Source organism: Natronomonas sp., from assembly GCF_047616845.1.
Taxonomy (GTDB): Archaea; Halobacteriota; Halobacteria; order Halobacteriales; family Haloarculaceae; genus Natronomonas.
This window is the reverse complement of the sequence record NZ_JBLGBY010000005.1, coordinates 14,976-29,377: the sequence shown is the minus strand read 5'-3', so window position 1 is coordinate 29,377 and position 14,402 is coordinate 14,976. Positions and strand designations below refer to the sequence as shown.

The following is a 14,402-nucleotide window of genomic DNA, read 5'->3' as shown; positions in this document are numbered from 1 at the left end:
CTGGTCGCGGTTTGGGTTATAAACCCCCGGCAGCCATCCCGGTGGCAGCGAACGCGACGAGATACGTGGCGGTGGCTGCACACAGCGCTGCGCCGGTTCGATAGCCGACGGTGGCGCGGTCGAGGCCCCGTGAGAGCCCGGTCGAAAGTACCGTGAGTATCGCGGCCAAGAGGAGGACGTAGACGCCGATGGCGGTGCCCAACCCCGCCGTTTCGGGTGCGCTCCCGCCGAGCGTACTCACGGTGCCGACGTTGTCGGCAAGCGCAACGGTCGCGCCGCCGACGAGCGGGGCGAAGAATGCAGCTGTGTTCCCCAGCGTCGCGGTCACGCGCCCGAGGTCACGGCGGGCCTCTTCCTCGACGCGGCGGAGGCTGTCCAGATGGTCGGCTGTCTCGATGAGTGCCCGTCCAGCCGGGGGCCCGGATTCGGCCGCGACGCCGAGCAGTCGTCCCACGCTTTCGGCTCGTCGACTCGGCATCGATTCGAACGCGCCGTGCTCGCCGTTAAACGCTGTTTCGACGCCGACGCGAAGGTGCCGCTGGCGTCTCGCGGCCGACTCAAAGGCAGTGCCGGCGACGCCGTCGAGCTCCGTTGCCGTCTCCGCGACGGCGCGTTCGACCGCGACGCCGTCGGCGACGCGCCGACCGACGAGATAGAGTGCGTCCGGAAGCGCGGCGTCGAGTTCGTCGGCCCGTTTCCGAACGGTGACGATGGGGCGATAGTGGCTGATCAGCGCCGTGCCGACGCCGATCCCAAGCGCCGCGAGCGGCCGCGTCCACGACGGTACCATGAGGCCAGCCAAAAGCCAGCCACAGGTGCCAGCGACCCCACCAACGGCGAGCGGCACGGCCCGGTGGCGTTTCCGGGCGCTATCGATGCTCGCCGGAGGGAACACGACCGGGCGATTCGCGAGGAGCCAGCCACCGGCGCACAGTAGCCCAACGGGTAATACGAGGTCGTAGATGACGACGATGGCCGGTAGCGTCGCGGCGACGCCGGCGGCGCCGGCGGCTGGAACCACGCTGACAAGCGCAAGTGGCAGGAGCACCCCGAACGCGTAGATGGCCGTCGCGGGCCCGCGAAGCGATTCGGCTGCGTCGACCGCACGGGTTCGCGTGCCATCGAGAATCGCGTCCATCGCCCGGTCGAGTGCTCGGTCGCGCTCGCCGGGCGGGGCGGCGGCCGCGGCGGCGACCAGCGTCACCGACCGATGCAGCGCGGGGAACACCTCGCGCCACGCGTCCGCGAACGTGCCCAGCCCGGATCGTGGCGTCCCGCGTGCCCGCCTGACGTGTTCGGCGAGGCGGTCGCCGAGTCGTCCACCGGAACCGGCCGCGAAATCCGCTGCGGCCTCAGCAGTCGGCTCGATTCGCGTCCGGAGGACGGCACGGCTGACGAGCGCCGGAGCAGCCCCGAGTGCTCGGCTCTGTCGGGCGTTCGCCACCGCAACGGCAGCGCCGCGTACAGCAACCGTCGCACCGTAGCCCGCGCCGACGGCGACGAGCAGGAGCGACGGTCGACCGACCAGAACACCCATCGCACTGAGGACACACACGAAACCGATGCCGACACTGTCCGCCGCTTTCGCCAACAGCAAGGGGTCGCTGTCGAGAAACGGCGACACCGTTCGAAGCGATTCGGGGACGGAGTCACGCGGCGAGAGTCGTGCGAGCAGCCTACCTACCCACATCGCTCTTGGAAGGCTTCGATACGACACTCGATCACGTCGCGAGCGTCCGCGGCGGTTTCCGTCGGGTCGGCCAGCGCACCCGGCAGTCGGCTTTCGTGGAGGTCGAGCGTCCGCTGTTCGGCGTCGAGGAGTGGTTCGAAGCTGACGCCGGACGACGTTCGAGTGACCGACTCGATGGAGCGAAGACGCCGCTTTCGTCCGTCTTCGCTGTCGTATGCTTCGAGCGTAACAACGAGGTCGGTGTCGGCGAACGCGCTTTCGGGAACGCCGAGGTCGGTAACGACGCGCTCGCGAACGGAGTCACCACCCCCTCCGTGAATGGTGCCGAGGACGGCTCCGTCGGCGGCACCGATGCGCATCGCCTCATAGAGCGCCTGCGCTTCCTCACCCCGGACTTCGCCGACGACGAGCGCACCGTCACCGAGCCGGAGCGCGGTTCGGAGCGCCTCGGTCGGCGTTATCGAGGCGCCGTCGTCGGTCGTGACCCGGAGCGGCTGGACGTCTCGCCCCGCCGATTGGAGCTCCTCGACCGGCAGCTCCGGTGTATCCTCGATGACGACCGTCCGAACGGTCGGAGCCAGCTCCCACAGCAGCGCGCCGAGAAGCGTCGTCTTGCCAGCACCGCGGGCGCCAGCCACCAGGACGGCGGCGCCCCGCTCGACTGCGACCGACAGAAAGCCGGCTGGCTCGGGGGACAGCGTCCCGTTCGCCACGAGGTCGGTCAGCCGGAACGCCGACTCATCGTGGGCCCGGAACGTGAAGCCGACGCCGTCGCTGACAGGGTCGGTTACGCCGGCCACGCGAACCCGCCGGTCGCCCGCCGTGGCTGTGGCTGCGAGCGTCGGACTCGCTCGCGAGAAGGCCCGGCCGCTGGCTCGACGGAACCGGGATGCGAGCGCGGCAGCGCCCTCGTCGGTGAGCCGGACGTTCGTCCGGAGCGTCTCGCCGTCACGGCGGACGCGCAGTAGATTCTCCGCGACCGGCGCGGTCGCGAACACGTCGGTGACCGCCGGGTCGGCGAAGCAATCCTCGATGACGCCGAGGCCGCGCGTGTGCTTTTCGAGCGCGGCGACGAGCGTTTCGACGGGCGCGCCCGAGGGTGCGACGGAGCGGACGGCACGGCCCGGTGCCCGGTCGCCTCCGGAGACGGCACCGCTGGCCAGCCGCTCGTAGGCGTCCGCGAGCGTCGCTGTTTCGGCAGGATCGAACCGGTGTTCGACCGGGACGAGATGGAAGGTGTCCATGGCGTCGGTGCCGTACCGGCGGACGACAGCGCCCGTGTCGAGCTCCTGCCGGTCGAGCAGTGTTGCGTTCTCGGGCGGTCGTGCCGCGACACGCGAGCGAGCCAGTGTCGGGCCGACGTGCGGGCGCAACGCGGTTCCGTACTCGGCACCGAGAAACGAGGCCAAGCCGGTCTCGGCGGCAACTCGAGCCAGCGGGTCACCACGGCCGCTCGCGACTCGGGCGGCGCCGAGTGGATCGCTCCGGGCCCGCTCTGCGAGCGCGCCGTCGTGGAACGCCGTCGCGGCAGCGAAGCGGCCGGCAGCGACGAGTAGCCCGGCGGCGCCGTCCTCGTAGACGCGCTCGAAGCCGGATGAGCGGGTGTGAACGATGTCGGCATCGCGGGCTTCGAGCGCCTCCACGACGGTTGCCCGACACGCCGGGTTCTCGGCCAGCCGTCCGTCGCCGGCACAGTCGGTGCTGTCCACGCGGAGGTGATCTGCCTCGAACTCCGCCTCACACCGGCACTCGGCGTCGGAACGCAGCAATCCTTCGAGCACGGGCCGTCTGGTTCCGGCTTCGCTTTTCAACCCTCGCCCGTTCGACGTGAACCACGGCTTGCCCGCCGATACGGACGAACGACAACCGAAGCCGTGTTCGATCCGAAATCCGAACCGGCGAGGCGACGTGAATCGGAACATCGCTATCGACGGTTCGGTTGCGGCCGTCGACCGGCTGCCAGACGAGGCGGTCACACTCAATGATGAGTCGTCCACCGTCGGTCAGCGTCGGCTGTGGCACGGCAACCTCGATGACTGTCCTCGCGGGCGCGTATCTGGATTCGATAGGGTCGTTCTGGGCCGCCAGTCGGGCGGCTTCGGTTGCGACTCTCTCCAGTTCTGCTGTCGCGAGTTCCGTGTTCCGCTCGCGTTCGGCGTGCTCTGCTGCCGGCAGACTGGCGCCGAGAAGCGCCGTCGCGAGTACCACGGCGAGGACGAGACGAAGCACGTGCCCGGGCGTTAGCGGCGAAGTGCTGCGAGTACGCCGCCGTCATCATCCGTTTCGGTCTGTGTTCCCCGGGTGTCGCCGTCACCCTCATGCTCGAGCGTCTCGGGAACTGCGCCGACGTGCCGTTCGAGGGCTGCTGCCTTCCGAAGCGCGAGGTCGGCCCGATGCTCGATGTCGTCGTTGACGGCGCGAACGGAGCCGACGTAGCCACGGAGCGCCTGCACGGCCGCTTCGAGTTCGGTGACGCGCTCATCGAGGTCGTCGAGCCTGGTCGTTCGGTCGATGTCCTCGTTTTCGGTGAGCGCCCGCTCGACGGCGGCCAGTCTGCGCTCGACCGAATCGCGGTCGTGGCTCGAATCGGCGTCGTTTCGAGACATGGGGGAGTGTGCCCCCGGAATCGTTCAAAAATGTTCGGCCGTGGTGGTGCCGAGACAGCCCTACACCAGCGAGGCGCCGTCGAAGTCGCTGCGGTCGATTTCGAGGTCAACCAACTCCAGAAGCGTCGGCGCGATGTCGTAGAGGTCGGCGTCCTGAATCTTCGCGGTCTCGTCGTCGATGAACAGACAGGCGTTGTCGAAGCTGTGCATGCCGTTTCGGGGGCCGACGGTGAACACGTCGTCGCCGCCCTTGAACCCCGACTTCAGGTCGAAGCCGTGGTTCGGGATGACGACGAGGTCGGGTGCGATGTCGTCGTGGTCGCCACGGAAGGCCTTCTCCTTGGTCACGACGCGGTCGGCGACCTTCCGGCCGTCGGGGCCTTCCAGCTCCTCCAGTTCGGCCTTGAGCTCGCTCCGTACCGCCTCGTACTCGTCTTCGGGGACGGAACCACGCGGCTCTCGGCCCTCGAGGTTGATATAGAAGCGACCGGGGATGAGTGAGTAGGCCTCGGTGTCGTCGGAGATGTCGCCGAGGCTGTCGTGGTCGTCGTCCTCGTAGGAGAGCCAGCCGTTCTCTTCGAGCCAGACGTTGCATTTGACCTCGTGGTCGAGTTGCGTGAAGCCGTGGTCGGAGGCGACGACCATCGTCGTCTCCTCGTCGAGCATCTCGCGCAGTTCGCCGAGATACTGGTCGACCTTCTCGTAGAAGGCCAGGAACTCCGCTTTGTACTCGCCGTCCTGTGTGTAGTGTTTGAACAGGAAGTGGTTGACCCGGTCGGTCGTCATGAAGACGCCGAAGAACAGATCCCAGTCGTCCTGCTCGATGTACTGTTTGAACGCGTCGAAGCGGGCGTCGAGGGTGCGGTGGGCGTCCTCGATGAACTCCTCTTTGTCCTCGTCGTGGCCGAGTTTGGCGTTGACGTCGATTTTGTAATCGAGGCCTTCGAGCGTGTCCCGCAGTTCGTCGGGGTAGGCGGCCTTCTCGACGCCGGGCGAGAGGAAGCCGCTGACCATCCGCTGGATGTCCCTGTCCGGTGGGAACGTGACGGGCACGTTCATCACCGTCGCGTTGCGGCCGGCGTCGGTCACACGAGACCACACGCGCGTGGCCTGGACGTCACGCCCCATCGGGACGTACGTGTCGTAGCTGCCGACCTCGCGGTCTTGGAAGCCGTAGACGCCGGTCTCACCGGGGTTGACGCCGGTCGTCAGTGCCGGCCAACACGCGCTCGATTCGGGCGGGACGATGGAGTCGATAGCGCCGCCAGCGCCCTCGTCGGCGATCGCGTTGAGGTTCGGAAACGTCTCTTCGTTCTCGGCGACCAGCGAGTGCGGGACGCCGTCGATACCGAAGAAGGCGACTCGCGGCCCTTCGCCGCCGCGAAGCCGGTCGAACAATCCCATATCGTTGCCTGGGTAGGTGGATACAAGAACGTTCGTTTCTACTGCCAAAAGCGGCGCCGCTCCACGAAAGCGGCAAAACTGGCAACGTCAGCTGTCGTCGGATTCCTCGCCCTCGGCCGGCGGCTCGAAGTTCTCCGGCACGACGGTCAGATGCTGCATGCCAAGCGGCTCTCGTTGTTCGGCGCTCATACACACCCCTTCCGGCTCTACCATCAAGTATCGTTCCATACGCATAATGTATCGGCGTAATACTCGGTATGCTTATCGGGTATTATGGGCCAGAAACCGACAGCAAGCGGCGCGCCGATACATGATTACTACTGGGTATCTCACCGCGTAGCATATGTGTTGAGCGAATCTCGATCCCTGCCGAGCGATGCATCTGGGCGGTCGAGAGAACGCAGAAGTTCGCCGTTAGCCGAAGTGCTCTTCGTAAAGGTCTTGGGCGTGTTCGATGGCGTCCATCGCTGCCTGTTTGTCCTCCCAGCCGAGCGTCTCGACTTCCTTGCCCTCCTCGAGGTTCTTGTACGTCGAGAAGAACTCGTCGATCTCGTCGATGGTCTGCTGTGGGATGTCGTCGAGGTCTTCGAGGTGGTCGAAGCGGGGATCTTCGGTCGGCACCGCGATGACCTTGTCGTCCTGTTCGCCGTCGTCGTCCATCTTCATGAGGGCGATGGGGCGGGCCTCGATGATGCAGCCGGGGAACGTCTGGTCTTCGACGAGCACGAGGACGTCGAAGGGGTCTTCGTCGTCGTAGTACGACTGCGGGATGAAGCCGTAGTCTGCGGGGTAATGGACGTTCGAGTGCAGGACGCGGTCGAGGACGACACCCGGGATGTCCTTGTCGTACTCGTATTTGTTGCGTTCGCCTTTCAGACACTCAACGACGGCGTAGATCTCTTCGGGCGCGTTCGGGCCCGTCTCGAGGTCTTCCCAGAGATTTGCCATGCTCGCGGGTGCGCTCTTAGGCCGCAAAGAGTTTTCGACATGCGGCCGTTCCGCCTCGCTCCCGGCTATATCAGAACTCCGAGAGACGGCAGAAAAGCCCGGTATCCGGGATATCAGGGCCATTCGCGTCGATTTACCGGCACAGCCATAGATGTTTGATAAATGTTAAGTACGTTCCAGACATGTTGGTTGATATGTCAGAGGCGCAGACAACAACCGTCGAACCGGGAGTCGCAAAAGACCTCACGGCGTTCCAGCAGAACGTTCTCACCATCCTTGCAGAGGATGCCCGCTATGGTCTCGCCATCAAGCGGGAGCTCGAGACCTACTACGACAGCGAGGTCAACCACGGTCGACTCTATCCGAACCTCGATGACCTCGTCGAGATGGGCCTCGTCGAGAAGAGCGAACTCGACAAACGAACCAACGAGTACGGTCTCACCGAAGAAGGACTCGACGCCGTTCTCGACCAGCTTTCCTGGACGTTCTCGAAGGTCATCACCGACGACGAGCGCGCAGAGCGCATCCGCGGCCTCGTCGACGACGCGAACTAACCCGCTATTCAGCGGCGTTTTCGATTAGTCTGAGCGACTGCTCGACGACCTCGAGCTGTTCGTCCGTCGGCCACGCGTTCCGCGGGAAATACTCCGTGCGGAACTCCCGCTTTTCGGCCGGCGTCGCCGCTTCGATGCGTTTGGCGTAGTGATTGCTCATGAAATCCGCGAAGTCGTGGGCCGTCTCGCCGTGTGCCTCGCCGTGTTCCTCACGGACGCGCTCGGCGATCGCGCGATTGTGCGCTTCGATCGCGTCCCAATCCGCCGCGTCGCCGACGCCGGAGAGCGACCGCTCGACGGCACGGTCGGTGTCGTCGATGCGCTCGATCTGGACGACGCCGTCTTCGAGCCACTCCTCGGGGTGGAGCACGAGCGTTTCGCTGGTGTCGTCCTCGCGGAGGCGGGCAGCGAAACCGTGTTCGGCCAACAGTTCGGCCCGCTCTTCGAGGTAGGCGTCCCGCTCGTTTTCGTCTACGGCGTCGCGTGCCAGCCGGGTGAGCCGGTCGGCACGCTCGGCGACGTTCTCGGGCAGCGTGTCGGTAGAGTCGTCGATTTCAGCCATCGAATGCCTCGTTGGCTAGTTCGTCCGCGCGGCTGTTTATCTCCCTCGGAACGTGGTCGATAGACCACTCGTCGAACCGCTGGAGGAGCTCCCGAACGCGAACCCGCTTTTCGCGCAGCGTCGGGTCGTTCGTGTCCCACTCGCCGCGCACCTGCTTGATGATGAGTTCGGAATCACCCTTGATGATGAGTTCGTCGAAACCGTAGTCGACGGCGGCTTCGAGCGCCCGAACCAACGCCTCGTACTCGGCCTGGTTGTTGGTCACGCGGCCGATGCGCTCCGAGCCCTCCGCCGCGATGCCGTCGCTCGTGACGATGACCCACCCGACGGCGCCCGGCCCTGGGTTGCCGCGGCAGGCCCCATCGAAGTAGACGTGTGCGCGCCCACCCCCCTCCTGCAGGAGGCCGACGAGCCGTGCCGGCTCGCCGCCCTGGATGACGACCTTGTCATCGTATGCGACCGCAGTCGCGCCCGCGTGCGAGGCCCGCCATCGCTCGTGTTCGGTATTGCCCGCCTCGACGTCGATTCCCGCGGCTTCCAGCCGCTCGCGTGCGTTCTCGGGGTCACATTCGATGACGGGCATCGTCCGTCGCTCATTCCTTCCGATTTTTATCCCTTCCGGTATCTATCCAGAAGACGGTGTTCTGGTAAACCGACCCCGTCGCCTGCGGGCGGTTCGTGTCAGAATTTACAATGTGTTGGGGAGAGTTTAAGTGACTCGCTCGAATCAGTATAAAAATGCGATGACACGGCCCACCCGCCAACGGGAGCGCGAACGGCAAGACGAGGGCGAGACGACATCCGGACAGGAGGCAGAGACGGTCTGTCCGGAGTGTGAGTCGGACAATATCGTTAAGGATGCCGACAGGGGTGACCTGATCTGTGACGACTGTGGGCTCGTCGTCGAGGAAGACCACATCGACCCCGGCCCGGAATGGCGGGCGTTCAACCATTCCGAACGGCAGGAAAAATCCCGCGTCGGCGCGCCGACGACCCAGACGATGCACGACAAGGGGCTGACAACCACCATCGACTGGAAGGACAAGGACGCCTACGGCCGCTCTATCTCCTCGAAGAAACGCTCACAGATGCATCGCCTCCGCAAATGGCAAGAGCGCATCCGAACCAAAGACGCCGGCGAACGCAACCTCCAGTTTGCGCTTTCGGAAACCGACCGCATGGCCTCGGCGCTCGGCGTCCCCCGCTCCGTGCGCGAGGTCGCCTCGGTCATCTACCGGCGCGCCCTCGACGACGACCTCATCCGTGGCCGCTCCATCGAGGGCGTCTCGACCGCTGCCCTCTATGCCGCCTGCCGCAAAGAGGGCATCCCCCGCTCGCTCGAGGAGATTAGCGAGGTCTCCCGTGTCGAGCGCAAGGAGATCGGCCGCACCTACCGCTACATCTCCCAGGAACTCGGCCTCGAGATGGAGCCGGTCGACCCCAAGAAGTACGTCCCCCGTTTCTGCTCGGAACTGGCGTTGAGCGAGGAGGTACAGACGAAAGCCAACGAGATAATTGAAACGACTGCGGAGAAGGGTCTGCTGTCGGGGAAATCGCCCACCGGCTACGCGGCCGCAGCCATCTACGCTGCCTCACTGCTCTGCAACGAGAAGAAAACCCAGCGTGAAGTCGCCGACGTCGCGCAGGTGACCGAGGTCACCATCCGCAACCGCTATCAAGAGCAGATCGAAGCGATGGGCATCCACTCGTAGCGCCGCCCCCGAACAGCCTTTATCCGTCCCCGCATAACGACCGGCATGCGCCTCGACGAGTACGTCGACGACCTCGACCGTGACGAGTCGGTCGAGTTGCGAAAGCTCGCCGAGGAGAAATCCTACGCCATCACCGACCACCTCGACGACGCCCGGACGCGCTTCGACGAGACGCTCTCGGGCGATACGATGGTCGGCTCGACGGCCCCCTCTGTTTTCGTCGGGCGGCCGTCGTACCCCAACGTCTCGGCCGGATTGCTGGCACCCGTCGGCGACGAGGCCGACGCCGAGTCGTACGTCACCACCGGCGAGTGGTACCAGCAGGGGTACAGCATCGACGACGTTTTCCAGCGGCGGACGGGCCTGCTCAACTCCACGCGGAGCGCGAACGTCGACGTCAACGACGTCTGGGACGGCTTCGTCGGCACCCAACGTGAGGTCGCCATCGCCGACCGCCCGGTCGATATCGAACTCGGCCTAAACGACTCGCCGGGGTTCGACCTCGATGGGTCGCTCGAAGACATCGCCGCCCCGCGCGGCCCCCGGGCGAACGCACGCAGCGCCCAGGTGACTGAGAACCCTCACGTCCCGCGTGCGATCGAGAAGACGCTCTCTGACGATGATTGGCGCGCCGAGGGCGCGATGACGTATCTCTACCGCCGCGGTTTCGATGTCTACGACATCAACAACGTCCTTTCTGTCGGCGCGCTCGGACAGGGCGAAAACAGGCGGCTCGTCCCGACACGGTGGTCGATTACGGCCGTCGATGACACGCTCGGAACGTATCTCCGGGGGACGATTCGGAACGCCCCACGCATCGACCAGACGTTCGTGTGGCACAACAGCTACATCGGCAACGACTACTGGGTCATCGCGACGCCCGGCGAGTGGGAGTTCGAACTCCTCGAACTCAAGGCGCCGGGCTCCATCTGGAATCCCGACCCGAACGGCCAGCTGTACATGGCTGCCGACAGCGAGGGCTACGAGGGTCGGACGAGCTACGTCGATGAGACCTCGGGCGCCTACTACGCCTCCCGACTCGGCGTCTTAGAGGAGTTGGCCGAGCGCGATCGACAGGCGAAAGTATTCGTGATTCGGCACGCCACGAACGAGTACTGGGCGCCGGTCGGCGTCTGGCAGATTCGCGAGTCGATTCGGAACGCCTTCGACGGCGAGCCGGCGGTCGCGGAGACGTTCCACGACGCCGTCCGACACCTAGTGCCGCAGCTCCCCGTTTCGATGGCCGACCTCCGGCGAAAATCGACGATGGCCGCCGGCATCCAGGCCGACCTCTCGGCGTTCGGCGGCGGCGCCACCGGAGGCGTCGATGGCGGCAGTTCTCGAAGCCGTTAAGGCCGGCTCGGCGCACCACTCGAGTATGCTCCCCCTCTACGCCGCCGACCTGCTTTCGGGCCCGGCGCTTTTCGTCGCGCTGTTGTCCATCCTCTTTCTGGCTTTCCCGTGTCTGTACCTCTATAAGGCGCTCGACGAGCGAGGCGTCTTCGAGCGGTTTCTGGGGTAACGTGACCGAACCCGAACCGCCGGCCGCCGCCGTAAGTTTAAGTCGCCACTCACGGAGTCGACGTACATGCTGAATCGGTTGCGCGAGCGGGCGAGTGGCCGCCTGCGACGGGTCGGCCAGCTCGGCCGTCGCCTGCTCCGGACGGGCCGGAGGCGCCTGGAGGAGACGAACACGCTCATCCACGTCTCGATTCTGTTGTTCGTGCCGTTCCTGGTCGCCCTTTTGACCTACCTGTCGAACCGGCTGGTGTATCTCTCCTTTTTCGTCTTCCCGCCGCTGGCCGCGGGGACGTACGCGATGTTCGCGAACCCCGAAAGCGAGTACGCCTCACCCGTCCGGTTCGTCACGGGACTGACCGCCGGCGCTCTCTGTGCGGTCATCGCGATGCAGGTCGCGATACACGTCGTCTATCCGACCCTTCCGCCGTCAGCCATCGAGGTGGATGCGCCGGGCGCCGCCTTCGCGGTCTTGCTCACCGGCGCCGTCACGTGGCTTCTGGATATCGAGGAGGCCGCAGCCTTCTCGATGGCGTTGCTCGGCCTCCTCGTCGATCCAAGCCAGCAGGTGCCGTTCGTCCTCAGCGTCTTCATCGCCTCGAGCATCGTCGCTGGCGTCTTCACGGTCTGGCACGACTTGCTGTACGAACAGCGCGCGGAGTATCTCTACCAGTCGACGAAGGGCGACGACCACGTGCTCGTGCCGATCCGGGGTGACCATCCGCGGGCCACGGCGATGCTCGCCGGCCGGCTTGCGGCCGCTCACGACGCCGGCAAGGTCGTGCTTCTCGACGTCGTCGAGGAGGACGACGCGGAGGCGGACGCGGAAACGACGCCGGAGGCGGCACCGGACGATACTGACGAGGAGGCCGACCCGGAACTCACGGCGACCGTTTCCGGCCTCGAGGAGCTGGCCGGGACGGTCGAGGGGACGCTCGACGTTCCCTGTCAGGTCGTCGTCGCGACCCGGGGCCAGTCGGCCGCCCGGACGGTGCAACAGACCGCGGTCGAGACCAACTGTGATTTGATCGCCGCGCCCTACGAGACCGAAGACGGGGAGATAACGCCGTTCATCGGCACGCTCCTGAAATCGGATCTCGACGTGCTCGTCCACAGATCCGAGACGGGCCAGACCGACTGGCAACGCATCGCCGTGCCGGTCAGAAGCCCCAGCGATACTGCCCACGCGATGATCGATTTCGCCCACCGCATCGCGGGTGCGACCGGCCGCGTGAGCGTCGCCCACTGCATCGACTCCGAAAAGCGGCGCCGCGCGGGCGACCGGATGCTCGCGAACCTCGTCGAGACCGCCGAAGGCAGAATCGAAACGCACGTCGCGAACGCCTCGGTCGAGCGGTTCCTGCGGCGCATCGCGCGCACGAACGACCTCGTCATCATCGGCGCGAGCCGCGACCGAAGCCGGGCCTCACGACTGATTTCGCCGCCCACGTTCGAGCGGCTTCAGAATCTGGACACCGACATCGCCATCGTCGACCGGCGATAGTTACTCGTCGGCGGTCGGAATCGTGCCGGTGCCGATGACCTCGCGAACGGCGTCCTCGAAGGACTGCCGGGTGTCGAAGTAGACCTCGTCGGTCTCCGCGAGGACATCGCCCAGTTCTCGCGGGCCGTCCGGCGTTCGGATGGTCGTATCGCCCTCGCGGCGCTCGATTTCGCTCTTCTCGATGGCGTAATGCAGTCGGGAAGCTACCCGTGCCAGCGGTGCGCCCTCGACTGGGGCGCCCTCGCCGAGCGGGACGGCTGGCTCGGCTTCCTCCGCCTCGGCCTCGGCTTCCTCGTCGCCGTTGTCGCTCATACACCGGTGTTTGCGGCATCCCGTGGTAATCCTTACGAACCCCGTCCGCGAGGGATTGATGGCCGTCGGGGCGAAACGGAGCGTATGCACCGTGTGGGTCATTTTGGCGCGGCGCTCCTGCTGTATGCGCCCGTCGGTGCCGTTCTGACCGCAGGCGGCGACCCGACGCTCGCACTGGTCGGCTTCGCCGTCGCCGCCGCGCTGTCGACGCTGCCCGACGCGGACGAACATCTCACAATCGAGCACCGCGGCCCGACACACACCGTCTGGTTCGTCATCGGCGTCGCGCTGCTTGCGGCGCTTTCGGGCACGCTCGCGGGCCTCGTCCTCGCCCGCCCCGTCGCGTTCGGCACAACCGTCGGCGGCGCAGCTGCGATATCGCTCTCTTCGCATCTGCTCGCCGACAGCATCACGCCGATGGGGATTCGGCCGTTCGCGCCCGCTTCGTCGTTCCACCACAGCTTCGAGCTCACCCTGGCGGCGAATCCACGAGCCAACGCCGCGTTCTTCCTCGCGGGGACGGTCGCCGCGCTGGCGAGCCAGACTGTCGCGGTCGTACTCCCGTAGCGCCGCTCGATGTTCGTGCTCTCGCCGACCACAACGGCTTAGTATTCGCGGGTGATACTACTTGGTGGTATGACTGGATTCGACAAGTTCAGCGACGTCGGCGAGGCGGAGGTAACGCGCGCCATCGGGCAGGAGTGGACCGAGGAGTTCATGAACTTCTCCGACTCGGACGTCATCATCGTCGGTGGCGGCCCCTCAGGGCTGATGGCCGCCAAAGAGCTCTCCGAGCGCGGCGTGAAGACGATGGTCGTCGAGAAGAACAACTACCTCGGCGGCGGCTTCTGGCTCGGCGGCTTCCTGATGAACAAGGTAACCGTGCGCGACCCCGCAGAGCAGGTACTCGACGAACTCGACGTCGATTACAAGCAGTCCCAGGATTCGGAGGGGTTGTACGTCGCCAACGGCCCGGAGGCCTGTTCGGGCCTCATCAAGGCCGCCTGCGACGCCGGCGCGAAGATGCAGAACATGACGGAGTTCACCGACATCGTCATCCGCGAAGACCACCGCGTCGGCGGCATCGTCATGAACTGGACGCCCGTCCACGCGCTGCCGCGTGAGATCACCTGCGTCGACCCCATCGCCGTCGAGGCCGACCTCGTCATCGACGCCACTGGTCACGACGCCGTCGCCGTCTCGAAACTCCAGGAACGCGGCGTTCTCAACGCCCCCGGCATCGAGCACGCCGAGGAGAACAACACAGGGATGGACAATACCGGCGACGATTCCTATGGTGCCCCCGGCCACGACTCGCCCGGCCACGACTCCATGTGGGTCGGCCAAAGCGAGGACGCCGTCGTCGAACACACCGGCCTCGCCCACGACGGCCTCATCGTCACCGGCATGGCCACGGCGACGACGTACGGCCTCCCGCGCATGGGGCCGACCTTCGGCGCGATGCTCCTGTCGGGCAAGCGCGCCGCCCAGGTCGCCCTCGACGAGCTCGAGGTCGACGCACCGGACGTCGAGATGACGACGCGTGCGGAGCCCGCCGACGACTGAACACCCACTTTTTGCACGAGAACGCG

The 14,402-nt window shown here is 66.0% G+C and carries 16 protein-coding genes; 7 read left to right on the top strand and 9 right to left on the bottom strand.

What is annotated here, in order from left to right; genetic code table 11:
* Nucleotides 1-16: 16 nt before the first annotated feature.
* The 6 genes from ACI8UR_RS02005 to ACI8UR_RS01980 all read right to left on the bottom strand — a co-directional run bounded on the left by ACI8UR_RS02005 (nucleotide 17) and on the right by ACI8UR_RS01980 (nucleotide 6,648).
* The gene (locus ACI8UR_RS02005) at nucleotides 17-1,690 is read right to left on the bottom strand and encodes a type II secretion system F family protein (RefSeq protein WP_411714028.1); all 1,674 of its coding nucleotides are present in this window, start codon (nucleotides 1,688-1,690) and stop codon (nucleotides 17-19) included.
* Nucleotides 1,681-3,471: an ATPase, T2SS/T4P/T4SS family gene (locus tag ACI8UR_RS02000; protein ID WP_411714029.1), complete on the bottom strand. Its 1,791-nt coding sequence runs from the start codon at nucleotides 3,469-3,471 to the stop codon at nucleotides 1,681-1,683. The genes ACI8UR_RS02005 and ACI8UR_RS02000 overlap by 10 nt, the downstream gene beginning before the upstream one ends.
* The gene (locus tag ACI8UR_RS01995; RefSeq protein ID WP_415087501.1) at nucleotides 3,428-3,898 is read right to left on the bottom strand and encodes a hypothetical protein; all 471 of its coding nucleotides are present in this window, start codon (nucleotides 3,896-3,898) and stop codon (nucleotides 3,428-3,430) included. Before ACI8UR_RS01995 ends, ACI8UR_RS02000 begins: the two co-directional genes overlap by 44 nt.
* Before the next feature lie 32 nt (nucleotides 3,899-3,930).
* Nucleotides 3,931-4,296, bottom strand: coding sequence for a hypothetical protein (locus tag ACI8UR_RS01990; protein ID WP_411714031.1), 366 nt, complete (start codon nucleotides 4,294-4,296; stop codon nucleotides 3,931-3,933).
* A 60-nt stretch (nucleotides 4,297-4,356) separates the two neighbouring features.
* Nucleotides 4,357-5,700 (bottom strand): alkaline phosphatase family protein, encoded by a 1,344-nt coding sequence (locus ACI8UR_RS01985; protein WP_411714032.1) that lies wholly within the window; start codon nucleotides 5,698-5,700, stop codon nucleotides 4,357-4,359.
* Between the two features lie 414 nt (nucleotides 5,701-6,114).
* Nucleotides 6,115-6,648 (bottom strand): inorganic diphosphatase, encoded by a 534-nt coding sequence (locus tag ACI8UR_RS01980; protein WP_411714033.1) that lies wholly within the window; start codon nucleotides 6,646-6,648, stop codon nucleotides 6,115-6,117.
* 194 nt (nucleotides 6,649-6,842) lie between these two features.
* Here ACI8UR_RS01980 and ACI8UR_RS01975 point away from each other — a divergent pair, with 194 nt between their 5' ends.
* Entirely contained in the window at nucleotides 6,843-7,202 is a 360-nt protein-coding gene (locus tag ACI8UR_RS01975; RefSeq protein WP_411714034.1) for a PadR family transcriptional regulator, read from the top strand.
* A 4-nt stretch (nucleotides 7,203-7,206) separates the two neighbouring features.
* Here the strand turns inward: ACI8UR_RS01975 and ACI8UR_RS01970 are convergent, their stop codons facing one another.
* Both ACI8UR_RS01970 and rnhA read right to left on the bottom strand, forming a co-directional pair.
* Nucleotides 7,207-7,764: a rnhA operon protein gene (locus ACI8UR_RS01970; protein ID WP_411714035.1), complete on the bottom strand. Its 558-nt coding sequence runs from the start codon at nucleotides 7,762-7,764 to the stop codon at nucleotides 7,207-7,209.
* On the bottom strand, nucleotides 7,757-8,347 hold the full coding sequence (rnhA, locus tag ACI8UR_RS01965) for a ribonuclease HI (protein WP_411714036.1): 591 nt from the start codon (nucleotides 8,345-8,347) through the stop codon (nucleotides 7,757-7,759). The genes ACI8UR_RS01970 and rnhA overlap by 8 nt, the downstream gene beginning before the upstream one ends.
* Before the next feature lie 160 nt (nucleotides 8,348-8,507).
* On the opposite strand from rnhA, the gene ACI8UR_RS01960 reads away from it, so the two are divergent.
* The 4 genes from ACI8UR_RS01960 to ACI8UR_RS01945 all read left to right on the top strand — a co-directional run bounded on the left by ACI8UR_RS01960 (nucleotide 8,508) and on the right by ACI8UR_RS01945 (nucleotide 12,498).
* On the top strand, nucleotides 8,508-9,476 hold the full coding sequence (locus ACI8UR_RS01960; protein ID WP_411714037.1) for a transcription initiation factor IIB: 969 nt from the start codon (nucleotides 8,508-8,510) through the stop codon (nucleotides 9,474-9,476).
* Nucleotides 9,477-9,521: 45 nt separating this feature from the next.
* On the top strand, nucleotides 9,522-10,829 hold the full coding sequence (nreA, locus tag ACI8UR_RS01955) for a DNA repair protein NreA (protein ID WP_411714038.1): 1,308 nt from the start codon (nucleotides 9,522-9,524) through the stop codon (nucleotides 10,827-10,829).
* Nucleotides 10,830-10,854: 25 nt separating this feature from the next.
* A complete protein-coding gene (locus ACI8UR_RS01950; protein ID WP_411714039.1) occupies nucleotides 10,855-10,998 on the top strand; it encodes a hypothetical protein in 144 nt (47 codons plus the stop codon).
* A 66-nt stretch (nucleotides 10,999-11,064) separates the two neighbouring features.
* Nucleotides 11,065-12,498 (top strand): HPP family protein, encoded by a 1,434-nt coding sequence (locus ACI8UR_RS01945; protein ID WP_411714040.1) that lies wholly within the window; start codon nucleotides 11,065-11,067, stop codon nucleotides 12,496-12,498.
* Here ACI8UR_RS01945 and ACI8UR_RS01940 read toward each other — a convergent pair whose 3' ends face one another.
* Nucleotides 12,499-12,810, bottom strand: a complete 312-nt coding sequence (locus ACI8UR_RS01940) for a DUF5789 family protein (protein ID WP_411714041.1) — start codon at nucleotides 12,808-12,810, stop codon at nucleotides 12,499-12,501.
* An 84-nt stretch (nucleotides 12,811-12,894) separates the two neighbouring features.
* Between ACI8UR_RS01940 and ACI8UR_RS01935 the strand changes: the two genes are divergently transcribed.
* Together ACI8UR_RS01935 and ACI8UR_RS01930 are read left to right on the top strand one after the other, a co-directional pair.
* Entirely contained in the window at nucleotides 12,895-13,377 is a 483-nt protein-coding gene (locus ACI8UR_RS01935; protein WP_411714042.1) for a metal-dependent hydrolase, read from the top strand.
* A 69-nt stretch (nucleotides 13,378-13,446) separates the two neighbouring features.
* Entirely contained in the window at nucleotides 13,447-14,376 is a 930-nt protein-coding gene (locus tag ACI8UR_RS01930) for a sulfide-dependent adenosine diphosphate thiazole synthase (protein ID WP_411714043.1), read from the top strand.
* Nucleotides 14,377-14,402 lie beyond the last annotated feature (26 nt).